The organism is Arsukibacterium sp., assembly GCF_018402695.1.
Taxonomy (GTDB): Bacteria; Pseudomonadota; Gammaproteobacteria; order Enterobacterales; family Alteromonadaceae; genus Alishewanella.
In genome coordinates this window covers 536,765-553,282 of sequence record NZ_JAGYIM010000016.1, presented here as the reverse complement: position 1 = coordinate 553,282, position 16,518 = coordinate 536,765, and the positions used below count along the sequence as shown (strand labels likewise).

15 protein-coding genes are annotated in these 16,518 nt (G+C 51.3%); 4 read left to right on the top strand and 11 right to left on the bottom strand.

Annotated elements, in window-relative coordinates; translation table 11 throughout:
- Positions 1-28: 28 nt before the first annotated feature.
- The 4 genes from KG631_RS10005 to mtgA form a co-directional block, all read right to left on the bottom strand.
- Positions 29-1,417: a peptidoglycan DD-metalloendopeptidase family protein gene (locus tag KG631_RS10005; RefSeq protein WP_213999403.1), complete on the bottom strand. Its 1,389-nt coding sequence runs from the start codon at positions 1,415-1,417 to the stop codon at positions 29-31.
- Position 1,418: 1 nt separating this feature from the next.
- Entirely contained in the window at positions 1,419-1,826 is a 408-nt protein-coding gene (locus tag KG631_RS10000; protein ID WP_213999401.1) for a BlaI/MecI/CopY family transcriptional regulator, read from the bottom strand.
- Positions 1,827-1,929: 103 nt separating this feature from the next.
- Positions 1,930-2,763 carry a DNA ligase gene (locus KG631_RS09995; protein WP_213999398.1) on the bottom strand — a complete coding sequence of 278 codons (834 nt, stop codon included), beginning with the start codon at positions 2,761-2,763 and terminating at the stop codon, positions 1,930-1,932.
- A gap of 69 nt (positions 2,764-2,832) precedes the next feature.
- Entirely contained in the window at positions 2,833-3,522 is a 690-nt protein-coding gene (gene mtgA, locus KG631_RS09990; RefSeq protein ID WP_213999396.1) for a monofunctional biosynthetic peptidoglycan transglycosylase, read from the bottom strand.
- Between the two features lie 271 nt (positions 3,523-3,793).
- Here mtgA and KG631_RS09985 point away from each other — a divergent pair, with 271 nt between their 5' ends.
- Positions 3,794-5,098, top strand: a complete 1,305-nt coding sequence (locus KG631_RS09985) for a glycerophosphodiester phosphodiesterase family protein (protein ID WP_213999394.1) — start codon at positions 3,794-3,796, stop codon at positions 5,096-5,098.
- Between the two features lie 49 nt (positions 5,099-5,147).
- On the opposite strand, the gene KG631_RS09980 is transcribed toward KG631_RS09985, so the two are convergent.
- The 3 genes from KG631_RS09980 to KG631_RS09970 all read right to left on the bottom strand — a co-directional run bounded on the left by KG631_RS09980 (position 5,148) and on the right by KG631_RS09970 (position 7,808).
- Positions 5,148-6,422 carry an aminotransferase class I/II-fold pyridoxal phosphate-dependent enzyme gene (locus KG631_RS09980; protein ID WP_213999392.1) on the bottom strand — a complete coding sequence of 425 codons (1,275 nt, stop codon included), beginning with the start codon at positions 6,420-6,422 and terminating at the stop codon, positions 5,148-5,150.
- Positions 6,423-6,547: 125 nt separating this feature from the next.
- Positions 6,548-7,186, bottom strand: coding sequence for a thiopurine S-methyltransferase (gene tmpT / locus KG631_RS09975; RefSeq protein WP_213999390.1), 639 nt, complete (start codon positions 7,184-7,186; stop codon positions 6,548-6,550).
- 154 nt (positions 7,187-7,340) lie between these two features.
- Positions 7,341-7,808: a GFA family protein gene (locus KG631_RS09970; RefSeq protein ID WP_365868745.1), complete on the bottom strand. Its 468-nt coding sequence runs from the start codon at positions 7,806-7,808 to the stop codon at positions 7,341-7,343.
- Between the two features lie 201 nt (positions 7,809-8,009).
- Between KG631_RS09970 and KG631_RS09965 the strand changes: the two genes are divergently transcribed.
- Together KG631_RS09965 and KG631_RS09960 are read left to right on the top strand one after the other, a co-directional pair.
- Positions 8,010-8,489 (top strand): hypothetical protein, encoded by a 480-nt coding sequence (locus KG631_RS09965; protein ID WP_213999387.1) that lies wholly within the window; start codon positions 8,010-8,012, stop codon positions 8,487-8,489.
- Between the two features lie 9 nt (positions 8,490-8,498).
- On the top strand, positions 8,499-8,984 hold the full coding sequence (locus tag KG631_RS09960; RefSeq protein WP_213999385.1) for a hypothetical protein: 486 nt from the start codon (positions 8,499-8,501) through the stop codon (positions 8,982-8,984).
- Between the two features lie 183 nt (positions 8,985-9,167).
- On the opposite strand, the gene KG631_RS09955 is transcribed toward KG631_RS09960, so the two are convergent.
- Together KG631_RS09955 and KG631_RS09950 are read right to left on the bottom strand one after the other, a co-directional pair.
- Positions 9,168-9,542, bottom strand: coding sequence for a hypothetical protein (locus KG631_RS09955; protein WP_213999383.1), 375 nt, complete (start codon positions 9,540-9,542; stop codon positions 9,168-9,170).
- A 109-nt stretch (positions 9,543-9,651) separates the two neighbouring features.
- Positions 9,652-11,916 carry an exonuclease domain-containing protein gene (locus KG631_RS09950; RefSeq protein WP_213999381.1) on the bottom strand — a complete coding sequence of 755 codons (2,265 nt, stop codon included), beginning with the start codon at positions 11,914-11,916 and terminating at the stop codon, positions 9,652-9,654.
- A 122-nt stretch (positions 11,917-12,038) separates the two neighbouring features.
- Here KG631_RS09950 and KG631_RS09945 point away from each other — a divergent pair, with 122 nt between their 5' ends.
- Positions 12,039-12,221: a hypothetical protein gene (locus KG631_RS09945; protein WP_213999379.1), complete on the top strand. Its 183-nt coding sequence runs from the start codon at positions 12,039-12,041 to the stop codon at positions 12,219-12,221.
- A gap of 11 nt (positions 12,222-12,232) precedes the next feature.
- Here KG631_RS09945 and KG631_RS09940 read toward each other — a convergent pair whose 3' ends face one another.
- The gene (locus tag KG631_RS09940) at positions 12,233-15,400 is read right to left on the bottom strand and encodes an efflux RND transporter permease subunit (RefSeq protein ID WP_213999377.1); all 3,168 of its coding nucleotides are present in this window, start codon (positions 15,398-15,400) and stop codon (positions 12,233-12,235) included.
- Positions 15,401-15,409: 9 nt separating this feature from the next.
- Positions 15,410-16,516: an efflux RND transporter periplasmic adaptor subunit gene (locus KG631_RS09935; protein ID WP_213999374.1), complete on the bottom strand. Its 1,107-nt coding sequence runs from the start codon at positions 16,514-16,516 to the stop codon at positions 15,410-15,412.
- Positions 16,517-16,518: the final 2 nt, after the last annotated feature.

The following is a 16,518-nucleotide window of genomic DNA, read 5'->3' as shown; positions in this document are numbered from 1 at the left end:
TAAATAAATGAAAACATTGCTGCGGCTATCAGGGTAATTTCAGATAGGCCGCGGGATCCTGTTGCCGGCCATTTTGCAGTATTTCAAAATGTAAATGCGGGCCGGTTACCCGGCCGCTGCTTCCAACGGTACCTATTGGCTCGCCTGCGTTAATCCGCTGACCTGCTGTGACAGAAAAACTATCCAGGTGGGCATATAAAGTCTGGTAGCCATGGCCATGGTCAATTAGCACCACTTTGCCATAGCGGCTATTCAGACTGTCCGCGTCGGCAATTAATACTTTGCCGTTCTGGCTGGCGCTGACAGGCGCACCGGTTGCGGCTGCAAAATCCAGCCCCTGATGAGGACGGTTTTGTCTGAATGGATGCTGCTGCGCATAAAAAGAGCTTATCACCGGTTTTTCGACCGGTAGCAACCACTGCTGCGGCGGCTCGCTGTAACTAAAGGCCGCGCTGCTAAGCTGCAGCATTACTGCGCTGCCAGCAAACAAGCCAAAAAGCCGCCAGCGCTGCCAGGCAGATAAACCAGCAGGACGTTGAAACAGCTGCTGTAGCCGTTGCTGATAGAAGCCCTTACCCGCGTTGCCATGAATAAAGCCTGCTGAGAGACCAGACAACTGGCCAGAACGGCTTAGCTGCAAACAGCTCAGTAAGGTCTGGCCATACAGCGTTGCCAGCTCGGGTTGCTTAGCCAGCACTGCCTGATCCACCGCCAGCTCCATACTGCGGATAAATGCCTGTTCAATATGCTTCAGGGCCGGTATAAACCAGCAGGCAGCGACCAATATGCGCAATACCATCAGTTGCTGCGGATCGCGCCGCTGCAAATGCAGTAACTCATGCGTTAGCAGCAACTGGCGCTGTTGCTCTGTCAGTTGCCAGATATAGGCCGGTACCACTATGACCCTCTGCCTCCAGCCGGCCGTAAAAGGCGACACTGCGGCCTGCGTCTGGCGAAGTTCAATATTTGCTGGCAGCGCGGCCCGCTGCGCCGGGCTTAACAGGCTGGCCAGCGGCAAGGGTTCGGTCAGCGCCACCAACTGCTGTAATTTTTGCCATTGTACTTTTAGCCGCACCAGTTGCCCAAAACTTACCATTGCCAATAATAACAGCAGCAGTTCAGCCCAGTGCTGTTGAAAAAATGAGGGGGGCTGGTTAAGGGCCGGATGCGCTGGCTGAGCGTTAAGCGTTTGCATGGTAATGAACGTGTCCTGCAACAACACAGAGGGCACAACCCATTGCTGCTCCAGTTGCGGTAGCGGTAACAATGGCAGGAAACAAAGAGCCAGCAACCACCAGTAAAAAGCCGGCCATTGCTGCAGCTCAGGTATTTTTCTCAGTAAAAACGGACAGGCCCACCACAATAGTGCCGCCCAGACACTACACAACCCTAATGAAATAAGCAGTTGCTGGGCCATCTCAGTTGTCCTTGCTGGCCGCAGCCTGAGGGTCGGCAGCCGATTCCTGGGCTAACTTCTGCAGCAGCAGCTCCAGATCAGCTATTTCACTGGCATTAACCAATTTACTGTTGGCAAACATCGCCACCGGCAAGGGGCCGTTTATTTCAAACACCCGGTTAGCGAAATCCTGAACATAAGCCGCCAGGGTCGGCATTTTATCCAGCAATGCCGTGTAAGTGTTTTTATTGCAATGGATACTACAGGCAATAAATCCTTTAGCGCCCATCCGCTCCAGGGTTTTGCGGGTAGACGAATAGCCCCATCCCAGCACAGGCGCCAGCTCATCATGCAGCTCACGTGCAGTAAGCGGTTGTTTTAACCAAAGTAATTTAAGAATTTCCAGTTCTGGCGCCGTGGGCTGGTGCATAGCAAAATTGTCAGCTAATCATTAGGTGGCGCCAGAGTGCGACATTTGTCACAGCTGTGTCAAGCAAAATTTGCGACAATTGTCGCAGCTAATATAGGTGGTGTTAAAACGCTTGTCTGATCCGCAGAAACCGGGCGAAACGCGGTAAGCCGTTTTTGGTCAGACCGTTATAGCGGTAAGTCACCATAGCGCCAATGGGCGGCGGTGTCTGACGCAGTGCATCGGTTAAACCACTACCAATAGCAAAAGTTTTACCTTCTGGTGTTTTCACGACCAGCGCGCCCACCATCCCCCGATACTTGCCCTTACCCGGCCGGTAACCGATCACTTGTGCTTCACTGTCCTGATAGGTTTTCAGTTTTAGTAAATCACTGCTTCTACCGGTTTTGTATAACGCATCCTGATGATGCAGCATTAAGCCTTCGGCGCCGGCGCTTTCGAGCTCGCTAAGTTTAGCCAGAAGTGCTGCTTTATCTTTAATCCGAAACTGTGGCACTACCATTAAATAAGGGCTGTTTTGCTGCTGCACAATAGTTTGCAGTGCCTTACTACGTTCGCTAAACGTGCCTGCGGCATTGGGTAGTTCAAACAGGTAGTAACGAATTTGCTGCCATTCACTAGCTACCGCCTGCTGTTTACTGACAATACTTAAGGTATCAGCAAACTTATTGCGGCCCAGCCACAATTCACCATCTAAGGGGTGCTCAGGAAAACCGGCAATAAACCACTCTGGTGCCTCTATAATATTGCCGCCCCGGGAGATTAACTGCTTACCGTTCCAGAACGCCCGCACGCCATCGAGCTTTTCACTGACCCAATACTGCTGTACGTCAATGTTTTCCCGATACACCTCGGCCAGTAACAGATCAGGCTTAGTGGCAGCTGTAATCTGAATACTGCAGAGCGCCAGCACCAAAATTAACAATCTAATCACCATTCAGCATCCTTTTATTTAAAATTAAAAGTATAGTGAGTAACGCTGTCAGGGCAAGCGGTTAGCCAGGGGTTAATTCAGGACAGGTGTTAAATACGCCGGGCCAAGTTGGCGCATTTGCCGTTCAATCCAGACCACCCGCTCACGCAGATAAGGTGTTAACTGGCGTGGGTCGCGCTTGCGGGGGCTGGGAAGCAGTACAGCCAGGCGCGCGGCTTCATTTTTGCTCAGGTTGCGGGCTGATTTCGCAAAATAATGCTGGCTGGCGGCTTCTACACCGTAAATGCCTTTGCCAAATTCAGCAATGTTTAAATACACCTCTAAAATGCGTTTTTTGCCCCAGATAACTTCCAGGCTCACCGCCAACCCTGCCTCCATGCCTTTTCGAACCAGGCTGCGCCCTGGCCAAAGCAACAGGTTTTTCGCGGTTTGCTGGCTGATAGTACTGGCCCCTCGCAGGCTGCCACCGTCGTCTGATTGCTCAAGGGCGTCACTGATGGCAGACAAATCAACACCGAAATGCTCCGGAAAACGCTGATCTTCAGAGGCCACCATCGCCAGTGGCACATGCGCTGGCAGCTGATCAATGTTTATCCATTGCTGGCTTACCGGATAAGGGCTTTGCAGCATAAAAGAGGAGGTGGGAGGCGCAACAAACCGCAGTGTCAGCAGCAGGATCAACAACAATAGCACCATGCCCAGCACGACGCGCCACAGCACAAACCATGTCCAGCCTACAAAACCGCGTTCACCCTGAGTCATTCACTCTTTACCACCCGATGTCAGATTCCAGAAAAAAGCCGCTGTACGGCGCTGCCATTCGCAATATTCAAGCATTAAGCCTACCGTAGACTGAACTGTAAAAACAAAGATCCATACCAGCCGGCGCAGATAAGTTGATCACATTATCGTCATTAAATTTGCGCTTTTAATTCACACAGATTGGCTAGGGTAGCACTGCCGTGCAGTGAATCGGCTGTTAAATACGTTCCTTAATGCTGCTATTGTTAAACTAACTACCAAGGAAAATTTTATGCTCAATTTAAAGATCTTGCGCGGTCTTGGCATATCCACCCTGCATGTCGCCCTATTACTGAGCCCGGTGTTTGCCTTCGGCGATACTAACACCGTTCTCAGAAAAAAAGATAGCCAGACAAATATCAGTAGTCCTTCATTTAAAGTACCCGACAAATATGCTGTGCAGTTCGGACCCCGTCCGTTGTTTCTGGTTAACGATATGGACCCAAGCCCGCTGAAGGAGCGCCTGCAAAGCTGTAATACCGGCCGTAAGCTAAAAAAGACCCTGTTTTCCATTGGTCATCGGGGTGCGCCGCTGCAGTTCCCGGAGCACACCAGAGAGTCTTACGAAGCAGCAGCCCGAATGGGCGCGGGTATCATGGAGTGTGATGTTACCTTTACCAAAGACACCGAGCTGGTTTGCCGCCATTCCCAGTGCGACCTGCACACCACCACCAACATTCTGGCGATACCGGAGCTGGCAGCAAAATGCAGCCAGCCATTTACCCCGGCAGACCCTGCCAACGGTACGCCGGCAACCGCCAGATGCTGCACCAGTGACCTGACGTTGGCCGAGTTTAAAATGTTAAAGGGTAAAATGGATGCCTTTAACCCTCAGGCGACCACTGCAGCAGAATACATGCAAGGCACCCCGCCCTGGCGCACCGATCTGTATGCCAACACCGGCACCCTGCTTACCCATGCAGAAAGTATTACCTTGTTTAAACAACTGGGCGTTAAATTTACCCCGGAATTAAAAGCGGCAGAGGTGGCCATGCCGTATCAGGGCACCTATAGCCAGGCTGACTATGCCCAGCAGCTTATCGATGAGTATCGTGCCGCCGGTATAAAACCGCAAGACATCTGGCCGCAGTCATTCGATATCGCCGATATTCGTTACTGGATAGCCAACGAGCCTGCATACGGCCAGCAAGCTGTGTATCTGGATGATGCAAATACGCCTTTCGATCTACCTTCAGCGACAGAACTGCAAGGTTACGCCGCTGAAAATATCAATATTGTGGCACCGCCGATGTGGGCGCTACTGGAGCTGGATGAAGACAACCATATTGTACCCTCTGTTTATGCCCGTCACGCTAAAGACGCCGGGCTGGACATTATCGCCTGGTCGTTTGAGCGCTCCGGGCCGCTGCAGAATGGTGGTGGCTGGTATTATCAAACGGTCAACCCGGTTATTAATAACGATGGCGACATGCTGGACGTGCTGCACGTTATGGCGCAAGACGTCGGCGTAATAGGGGTATTCTCCGACTGGCCAGCCAGTGTCAGCTACTACGCAAACTGCATGGGCTTGCCCTGACCAGAGTGCGGTTAACGGCTACCCATTATGGGCAGCCGGAGTGGCGTTATCAGGCAGAGGCAGCAATCAAGGCTTGCTGTAAATCAGCCAGTAAGTCATCAATATGCTCAATGCCAATAGATAAACGCACCATATCAGCCGATACCCCTGCCGCAGCTAATTCTGTATCGTTTAGCTGGCGGTGGGTTGTTGCAGCAGGAATAGCAGCACAACTTTTAGCATCACCAATATTGACCAGCCGCAGGATAAGCTGCAATGCATCGTAAAAGCGGGCTGCTGCTTCCCGACCGCCATTAATGCCAAAGCTAAGAATACCCGATGCCTGCCCCTGCATGTATTTTTGCGCTAAAGCGTGGTCTTTATGCTGCGGCAAAGCAGCATATTTCACCCAGCCAATTTGGGGTTGCTGCTCAAGCCAACTGGCCACCGCCAGAGTGTTTTGATTAACGCGCTCAATACGTAAAGCCAGTGTTTCCAGACCCTGCAATAAGTTCCAGGCAGCCTGGGCACTTAACGCCGCCCCCATATTACGCAGCGGCACTACCCTGGCGCGGGCAATAAAGGCAGCATCGCCAACATCGCGGGTGTAACTAACCCCATGGTAAGAAATATCCGGCTCGTTTAATAACGGAAAACGTTTAGCATGTTCAGCCCAGGGAAATTTGCCGGAATCGACAATCAGGCCACCTATCGTAGTGCCATGGCCGCCAATGTACTTGGTCGCCGAATGCACTACTATGTCGGCCCCATGCTCAATAGGCCGCCACAAAAATGGCGTAGCAACAGTGTTATCAACAATTAAAGGTAAGCCATGGCGGTGTGCCAGTTCCGCCAGTTTTTCAATATCAACAATACTGCCAGAGGGGTTACCAATGCTTTCGCAGTATACGGCTCTGGTGCGCGCATCAATCAATTGCTCTATAGCATGGTAGTCGTCTTTATTCGCAAAGCGCACTTCAATGCCCTGGCGTGGAAAAGTATGCGCGAATAAGTTATAAGTGCCACCATAAAGCTCATTAATTGAAATAATATTATCGCCGGTTTCTGCAATAGTTTGAATGGCATAGGTAATAGCCGCCATGCCGGATGCCACTGCCAGTGCACCAATACCGCCTTCCAGCGCCGCTATGCGCTGCTCCAGCACCTCACAAGTAGGGTTCATGATGCGGGAATAGATATTGCCAGTCACTTTTAAATCAAACAAGTCTGCCGCATGCTGGGCACTGTCAAAGCTAAACGAACTGGTTTGGTGAATAGGTACGGCTACCGAATGCTGATTATCGGGCTGGTAGCCATGATGTAGTGCTATCGTTTCTCTTTTCATCGCCAATCTTCCAGAATAAATAGACTTTCATCAAAGCATAGCCTTGATAATATGTCAATCTACACATCTGGACGTCTAAAAACAGAGTTGCAGATAACCAGTGCGGCAACTTATTGCAGACAAGGTTATTGCTTGGTTAAAAGCCAGGCGACTTCTGTGGCCTGGCATTTTTTCTTTAAGCCACCGGGCACTTCACATTGCTCCAGGCAGTTAAGTTGATATGCATTGCTATAGAGCTTATGCATTTCAGCGCTATCGACTGAAAAAGGTGGCCCTGCCAGCTGCGCTTGATCATATTCAAAGCAAATAACCAGTTGCGGCGCAGCCTGGCTGATGGTTACCAGGTGCTGGGCATAGCGTTGGCGCATAGTATCTGGCAACGCCACCAGCGCGGCCCGGTCATATATAGCGGCAACCGGGCCTAAGGTGTCTTCTGACAATTCAAAAATATCGCCAACAAATACTTCAAGCATACCTGCACTGTAATGCTGTAATTTACCAACTGAGTTAATGCTCGGTGTTAGCCCCAGCTCAGCAAAGAGTTCTTTTACCGCAACTTCGCTGAGCTCCGCGCCAACTACCCGATAACCTCGGGCCAACAGCCAGTGACTATCCAGGCTTTTACCACAAAGGGGCAGAAACACCCGTGCTCCAGGTGTCATTGATAGTTGGTTGAAATGGTTTAGCAGCAACGGATTAGCTGCTGCCTGATGAAAGGCGATTTCTCGTTTCTGCCATTTTTGTTGCCAAAACTCCGGGTCCACATACCCTCCTGTTATTCACCAAACCGCTGAGGTTTGGCTGACTGATATTTCTGCTTTGAACCTATGCTAACCCCAAAACAGTGACACCGCTGCTTTTTATTTGCTGGCCTGCTCATGGATGGCATGGATGACAGCAAAATCGGTACCTTAATGCTCAGGAATATTGGTCGAAAACCTGCTGCCCGGTAAGCATCTTAGTTTCTTCTGCAAAAGAGTAGAACGCAGGCTTTTGGTCAATAAATATTTGCTCTGTCAGTTTCCAGTGGTCAGCATTATCAAATAGCCCTGCAGGAATAGCGTAATGGCCCTCTTTTTTCAGGCGATAAAACAAATGCGTGCCACAGTGCTGACAAAAACCCCGTTCTGCCCACTCTGAAGAATTAAACGTCGTTATTTGCTCCACCCCTGTAAACTCCACTTCAGTGCCGCACTCGACCGCAAGCAAAGGCCCTCCGCCCCATTTTCGGCACATTGCGCAGTGGCACACCCCAATATTATTGTTTTTTGTAGCCGCTTTAACACTAACCGCCCCGCAAAGACAGCTGCCACGATGCTCTGTTCTGGATGCCATAATTTCCTCCTCGATGTAGATAACGCTTTGCCTGTATGGCAGTGACGACACTAAGTAAGGACATTATAGGACAGAGCGGCAGTAGCGATTAATAAAGGACACAGCGTAGTGAGGTTGCAGCTAATGGGTAGCATTTAGCTGTTTTAGCTCCGCCCCTCAAGAATGGAACTTTTAGTTGACGATTGTTTATTTTTTGTTGAATATATGAAACTTAAAATGAATTCACTCTATTAAGCTCAAAAGGAAAGATTTATGACATTGGACGTTACCTATAGTAAAAGTAGACGCCTGCTTACTGTAAAACTCACCCAATCCGGCAAGCCCGAAGAAATTATTAAGATGGAAGCGCATTCCGGGGGGTGGGATGGATACAAGCCTCTGCCAAGAGGGAAATGGTTAATCGTAGAAAACCCTACCGGCAATCGACATTATTTTGGCTTGTTTTATCAGGACGGACGTGTAAACGATCAGTTCAAGCATGATGATGCCTGGCGCGATGGTATCCGGTTTGGTTTTCATGACGCCGTCGGCAGCCATGGTTGTGTCATGGCCAAAGCAGCACCGGGTCAATCAGTTTTTGACGCACACAAAAACTGGCAGCGTATCCAAGAGCTCATACGTACTAAACGTCCAAGAAAAGTAGTGAGCTACCAAAACAACGAAAATCCCAAAGTGAACGATAATACGAAATACCACGTTTCCAGCTATGGTAATTTGAACGTTGTTGAATAAGAGGCCGTTATGACATTTATTGCACCACGTGTTAGTTTTGCCATGCTGGCGGTACTAACACTGTTTACTGCATTTGCTACTAAAGTGCTGGCCGCAGACACTATTAACCTTGAAGTAGCATCATCCTGGGGCGAGCCGGAATTCAGCCAGTACACAGCGCTGAACCAAACCAATGAATGGCGCTACTCGCGCAACAATGCCACTTTAATTATCACTAAAGCACAGTGCCCACAGTGTAAAGCCATATCGCAGCAGGATATTGCGGAGCATAACCAAACAGATGCCACCGCCGTTATGCTGGAGCACAAAGCTGGCCCCGCTATGCTGCGCTTAAGCAGCAGCCGGAAAGGACAACTACTGCGCACCTTTCAGCTAAATAGCGCCGGTATGCACTATCAGTTTCAGTTGGGTATAAATAACACTATGCCGTTGGCAGAAAGCTTTGCCTTGGAACAAGAGTTTTTGGCCATGATTAACGGCTTTACAGCGGAGTAAGCTGGGTTATTGGCGAAAAGCAGTAGCGAATATGGGCGGAGCTCCTAGCAAATTTTCTGCCATCAGATTAATTAGCTGCGCCTCCCTTTTTCAAAAATCAATGTCACTGACTCTATTGATTCCTATTGATTCGCGTTAGCGCGTCCAGCCCGCAGGGCGATTTTACCTTGCTTTATTAAATACTTACGCACGAGTGCCACCATAATAGAGATGGTCAACACAGTATGCACTGCCTTTTATCTGCTTGATGTCACAGCCTGACCATATGCATGATTCATTGCTAAGGCCACCGCGATTTTGAATCATTTGTTCTTTTATAAGTGACTCACTGTCAAATGTTTCCCAGTTTTCAGATGAGGGAATTTTTACTGCATAGCAGGTTTGATATTTATCCCACTCATCTACTTTGTATAACAGCTTGCAATCGGGGCATTGCATTAACAAAACCCAATTGCCAACATCTAATTGGTCAAGCTTTGATTTAAAATCAGAGTGAATGTTGCTGATATCAATTAAAGAGGGTTGTTCTTTGCAATTGCACATAGCTTCCCTAGACATTTAACAGCTTTTTCAAAGGATCTGAACCCGCGAGTTGCACTGCGACGATCCCGCACGTTCCAAAATTTCATCCAGTCTATTGCGCAAATTGAATATAAATCAAGCAGTTTTATTCTGTAGCAAGTTCTGGCGTGCAGCGCCTGGCATTAATCAGCCTTAACAACTCTACCGTCGCCGTTGCATCATCCAATGCGCGGTGGTGGTTGGTGAGTTTTATATCGAAGTGCTGGCATAGGTTACCCAGGCTGTAGGAGGTAAGGCCGGGGTAGTAGCGGCGCATATTAACTACGGTGCAAAGCTGCGGCATGGCGAACGGCATCTCCAGCCGGGTGAATTCGGCCCGGATAAAGCTGTAATCAAATTTAGCGTTATGGGCGACAAATACTGCGCCTTGCAAGAATTCACTTAGCTTGCCGGCAATATCAGCAAATGTTGGTGCATTACTTACCATGGCGCTGCTAATGCCGGTTAAGCGGGTAATAAACGACGGAATATAACGCTGCGGGTTTATTAAGGTACTAAAAGTATCGAGTACCTCGCCGGCCTGCACTTTTACCGCGCCAATTTCGATTACCCTGTCGTTGCCTGCCTTACCGCCGGTGGTTTCGACATCCAGCACCACATAAACCCGGTTCGGGTCGACTATCCACTGCAGTTTTTCAATGCGGGCGTTAAAGCCGGCATTGCTAAGGGCTAATAGCCGGGCGAGCTGGTGGCGCTGAATTTTATCGCCGGGGGCTTTTACTTCAATAAACTCAAGCTGCTGGTCTTTAATCAGCAATAAGTCGGGGTAGCCGCTAGAGTGGCGCTGAAAATCCTGCGCCATGGCTCGCAGGATTGGCGAGAGCGCACTGCTGCCATCGGCGCTTTGCGGTGCAAACTGAATTAGTGGCAATAACTGCTCGGCTAAATCGCTGTGCCAATAAAACAGATTATTGGCTTTGCCATAGTGGGCGGTAATAGCCGCCAGTAGCTTACCGGTAGCATTGGGGGCAGTGAGCTGCTGAAGTTTCTGCTCTATTTCAGTACTAAATTGCTGATAAAAGCCGCCGCTGGTTAAGTTGCGGGGCCGGCGTTCAAACGGGTTATGCAAGGCGCTGTGCTCGTGCTCAAATAGCTCATGCCAGAACCAGAGGCCAAATAGCGCCAGCCATAGGTTATTTTCGCAGTGAAACACCGTATAACCCTGCTCGCGGTAATGGGCCATTAAACCCTGCTCGGCCTGGCCCAGATACAACTCGTCTACCCCGACGACGGGCGCGTCGTGCAATAACCGGGTAAGTTGTGAGCGCTGGATACCCCCTGCGGCGTTAAACTTGCGCTGGTAAAAATCTTCAGCAAACAGCCATTCTTCATCGCAGCTGGGGTCGGTCAGCAGTTGCGTTAAATACTGCTGGCACTGTTGGTGATCCCCTTGTGCATAATAAAGCCGTACCAGACGCTCGCTGGCTGGAAAGCCATTGCTTAGCTGGTAAAAGCTAATCGCCAAATCATTAAGCTTATAGTGCTCGGCCAGTTTCCCCAGCTGATAGCAGCGCTCGCTACGCTTGAGTTGCAACGCCTGATCTTCGCCGCCGCTATCTGTAGCTACAGGCCAGCTGTTTACTTCGCTAAGCCACTGGCGTAAAGCGGGTTCGGCGCTATCTGGCTGTTTTTTTAGCTGCTTGCCAAGCTCCTGAATTGCCGGTTTGGCTTTGGCCAGCTGATAAGCCAATAGCGCTTGAGGGGCTTCGGTAAAGCGTGGCTGAAACTGCTGTTTAAACTGGCCACTTTGTCTGATCCCTAAATCGCGTAAGGTAAATAGCGATAAGTTGGCTTCAATCCGGCCAAAATACAGGAAATACAGGTAATTTAAGGCGTCCTGCCGCTTTAGCACGACATAGCGCTGCGGCAGTTTATCGATAAGCAGCAGCCAGTTAACCGGCAGTTTTAATGCGGCGCCCAGTAACAGCGGCTTAGTCTGGCTTTTTTTAACTGCCGAATCAGCTGCGTATTGCGCCCATTGTTCCGCTGGCAGTTGGTTTTTGGCCAGCTGCAGCAGCTGCCACAGGGTGTCTTTGGTTAACCGCAGCCAGAAATCCGCTAAATCATGCTGGGTTAGCGGCGCCACAAAGCCTGCTGCGCTTAGCTGGTCCAGTACCGGCCCGCTTGCGCCAATCTCGGTGTAGTTTAGCTCGGCCTCGCTAAATACCTGGCCTTTACGGTTAAGCATACGCACCAGCAGCTGCTGGCCAGGTTCGCTCAGGGCAGTAAAGTCGTCGATAAAAGCGCGGCTGTCGCGGGTTAACACCGGCTGATAATGCCGGCTGACAAACTGCAGTAATTCGTTAAAGTGCTGCAGGTAATAACCGCTGTCGAGTTCAGGTTGGGCCATCTTGTTACTCAGGTTAAATTCAGGCGACTACTCTAGCCTGTTGCAGCCGCTGTTGGCTAACACTTCATGCCAATGGTAAGCTGCTGGCCAACGTTAAAGCTAATTTCAAGGAACCGTGCTTTATGGGTAATTTACTGACCATTCTGGTTATATTATTTGTCAGTCTGTTTGTAATAGTGACCCTGGTCGAGAAATTTGGCAAAAAAGCTGAAGATCAGGATCTCAGCAAATACTCACGCTGGATTTACCCGCTGATGGCAGTAATGCTGGTCGCTTACCTGATTAAATACTTTTTTATGTCTTAGCGGTTATTACTTCAGCCTTCGCCAGCCACGCCAGCTGCCTTTGTGTTGCCCGCCCGGCGCTGTTGCCACTGCATTACCGTTACCAGCAAGGCCGGTAAAAAGGTCAGCGCGATAATGGTAGAACAGAGCAAACCGGTCAGTACGATAATACCCACGCCACGGTACAGTTCAGTACCAGCCCCGGGAATCAAGACCAGCGGCGCCAGACCAAAAATAGTAGTGGTGGTCGACATTAATATCGGCCGCAAGCGGGTGGCTACTGCTGCGGTTACTGCTTCTATAACATTACAATCGGCTTGCTGCAGGTTCTTACGACTTTGATCGACAATTAAAATCGGGTTATTGACCACGGTGCCCAACAGAATTAAAAAGCCCAGCATGGTTATCATATCAAACGGCTGGGAAATACCCGGCAAGCCAACCAGATTAAGCAGATCGCCCAGGCCATTTATCAGCGCCAATCCTACCAGACCGCCCGCCAGCCCCAGCGGCACCGTTGCCAGAATAAACAGCGGATAGCCCCAGTGGGTAAAAATAGCGACCAGTAGTAAATAAATCAGAATAACGGCAATGGCAAAGTTGCCGCCCAGTGCCGCTTTGGTGGCATCGAGCTGATCAGCCGCCCCGGTGATACTCAGGTTAACCCCTGAGGCGACATCGCCGGCCCTTTGTAACTCTGGCACCAGCTCATCCTGCACCCGGGCCACTGCGGTTTCCAGGGCAACATCACGCGGCGGAATAATGTACAAGGTTACGGTTCGCCGGCCATCAACCCGGCGTAAACTGGCACTGTCGGCAACTTCGACTAAATCAGCCAGCGCGTTTAACGGCAGCACCGCCCCCTGAGGAGTTTGTACCGGCGCCTGGGCCAGTTGTTCCAGCTTCTGGTTAGTACCGGCGCCACTGAACAGAAAAATGTCTACCTTATCATCCAGCATAAAGAATTCATCGACAAAGGCGCCGTCACTTAGCGCCGCCACGGCAAAACCAAAATCGTCGGCGCTAATACCCAGTTCAGCCAGCCTGGCCCAGCGCGGCCGGATTTCAATTAACGGCTGGTCCAGCGACAGCGACGAGGGGTCAGAATTTAACTGCGGATTATCGAACAACTGCTCTGCGGCCAGATAAGCCGCTTCTGCTGTCTGATATAAATCGGCCAGCTCAGGGCCGGAAATATCCAGCGCCACCGCCCGGGTGCCCCCATCGTTACTGGAAATAATTGAGCCCCGGGCCGAGAATGCCCGCATACCCGGATATTGCCGGAACATGCTGGTAAGGGCATTCATCATGGGCTCGATATCCTCACCCCGGGTCGGTTCACTGAGTACCCAAATTCGCCCGACTGAGACGCTCAATGAATAATACTGCAATGACGGCAGCATAGTTTCACCGGAGGCAAACAGCTCAGGATCGGCATCTACGGCATCATTCAGTACGGCTTTTATCTCGTCGGCAATAACGCTCATTTCTGATAAGTTATAGCCGGGCGGCGCTATCATCTGGGAAAACGCTTTCGGCTCTTCCCCTTCCGGCAGGTATTCGGCGGGTGGCAGTAGGATCCAGCCGGCGCCCACGGTTAACGCCAGGGTGATAACTAACGTCAGCAGACGGCTTTTAGCGCTACTGACCAGCCTGGTGACCCCACGCAGCAACCTGCCGGGTTTATCATCATGTTCTGTGTGCGCAACCCCGGAGCCAAAACCCAGCCGGGCGATGGCGGCCGGTACCACAAACACCGCCACCAGCATCGAGGCAATAATGGCCGACGCAATGGCAATGGCGATATCAGAATACAGCTGGCCGGCTTCCTGCTCGACAAATAATATTGGTGCAAACACCAGCACTGTGGTCATGGTAGAGGCGAGTACCGCCGGCCACACTTCCTGCACCCCGTTAATCGCTGCTTCTAAGCGTTTTAAGCCGTTGCGCCTGGCCTGTTCAATGCTTTCCAGCACCACTATGGTGTTGTCGACCGTCATACCGATGGCAAAGGCAATACCCGCCAGAGAAATAACATTAATGGTGCGGTTAAACAGCAACAAGCCTAAAAAGGCGGCAATGGTACAGATAGGCACGCCAATAACGGCCACCAGAGTGGCGCGGGATGAGCGCAGAAACAGGTACATGACCAGGGTTGCCAGAACGGCGCCGAGGCCAAGGTTGGTCCAGACGTTGGTTATCGAGCTTTGCACATAACGCACATCATCGCTGACCAGCTTTAACTGCAGGCCGTTTGCTGCCAGCATGTCCTGATTTATCCGCTCCACTTCCGGTAGCATAGCGTTTTTAATGTCAATAACATTAGAGCCGCTCTCCCGACGGACCGACAAACTGAGAGTACGTTCACCGTCAGAAAACGACATGTCCCGCACTTCGAAATGATCCAGTTTAATTTCAGCAACATCTTTTAATACAACCTGGCTGTCGCCACGCTGCAGTATTATCAGGTTTTCCAGCTCGCTCAGATCGTTAAAGCGCCCTACCATCCGCAATAAATAACGTCGCTTGCCACTATCAATATCGCCGGCAGAGGCATCAGTATTGCGGTTACGAATGGCCTGCCGCACATCGGTCATGCTGATGCCGCGCTGTGCCAACCGGGCCGGGTCAACCAAAATCTGCACCTGCCGGGGCGCACCGCCACTAACCCCGATTTCTGACACCCCCTGCACCCGCTCCATCCGCGGCCGCACGTAATCTTCAGCGTAATCCCGCACCATATCCATATCCAGCCCCAATGGGTTGCCTGGCAAAGGCATTAAGCGGAAATACATAAAAGCATTACTGGAAAAAGAGCTGCTGAACAGCCGGGGTTGATCGACATTCTCCGGATAGGCATTAACCTGGCTCAGCGCATTACTGACCCGGATCAGTGCTTCGTTGATATCAACGCCAAAAGGAAATTCCAGCTCGATGGTTGCCGAGCCGGTTTCGGCCAGCGAGATCATCCTTTTCAGATTCGGCAGGTTACGCAGGTAGCGTTCCTGTTCAATCAGGATCTCTTTTTCAATATCCTGCGGCGTGGCCCCCGGCCAGCCGGTTACCACACTGATGGTACGCACTTCTAAATCCGGGATCATTTGCACCGGAATGCGCATGGCGGCGGCAATGCCCAGTACCGCAATAATTAATACCACTACGGCTAAAATGGTGCCGCGACGGATACCTGCTGCCAGCATAACTGCTCCTTAGTCCTGATCCCGGGTAACTTTTACCGGCTGGCCGTCACGCAGGGTTTCATTGCCCCGGATAACCACTGCCTCGTCCTCTGCCAGGCCATCGCGTACTTCCACGCCTTCACCACTGCGCCGGCCCAGCTTAACTAAGCGGCGTTGGGCGGTATCGTCCTTTACAGTAAATACACTGAAGGTGCCATCCGGGTGGCGTAATATAGCATCGGCCGGCACCACCACGTTGTTCTCGCCCCGGGTCGCCATATTAAAGGTGGCACTGGCTGATGTTCCTGGCAGCAGCTGCAGTTGTTCATGATCCTGCAGTTGCAGCCGCACCAGAAAACTGCGGGCAGCTGCATCAATAACCGGTACGGTGGCGATGATTTTGGCACTAAGTTCAGTGTCAGGCTGCATATCGCTGCGCACCTTAATTTGTTGTAATTGGTTCAGGGTCTGAAAATGCTCTTGCGGCATCTGGATATCTAAATACAGCGGGCTTAGTGCCACCAGCTCAAGCACCGGTGTCGCCAGGTTAACCCATTCACCGGCATCGGTCAGTTTTGCGGCAATAACGCCGGCAAAGGGGGCAATCAGCTTGTGCCGGGCCAGTATTTCCTGTTGCTGAGCCAACGCAGCCTCAGCCTGCTGATGTTGCGCAGCTGCCTGAGCCATATTGGCCTGGCGCAGTTGCAGCTCAGTTTGCGGGAATAGTTGCTCGGTGGTTAACTGCTCGGCCTCGGTTACCAGGCGTTGGGTTTCTGCCAGCTCTGCCGCTGTGACCTGGCTGGCCGCCTGTAGCTGTTTCAGTTGCTGGCTGGCCAACGCCGGGTCCAGCTCCAGTAACACCTGACCGGCGGTCACTTTGTCGCCGGCATCAACCAGCACCCGGGACACCAGACCATCGGTTCTGGCCGACAACCGGGCATGCTGCCGGGCAGTAAGGGTGCCAGTCAGGCTAAGCTGCTGGCCAACGCGTTGCTCAGAAGGCATAGCCACCCGCACTGGCACCGGCTCTTTGTTATCCTGAGCCTGCGCCGGCATTAGGGCCGCAGCTGACAGCACGGTGAGAGTCAAAAACGGTAGCCGGATAAGGCGGCAGCAAGCGACTATCCAATTTCGCATAA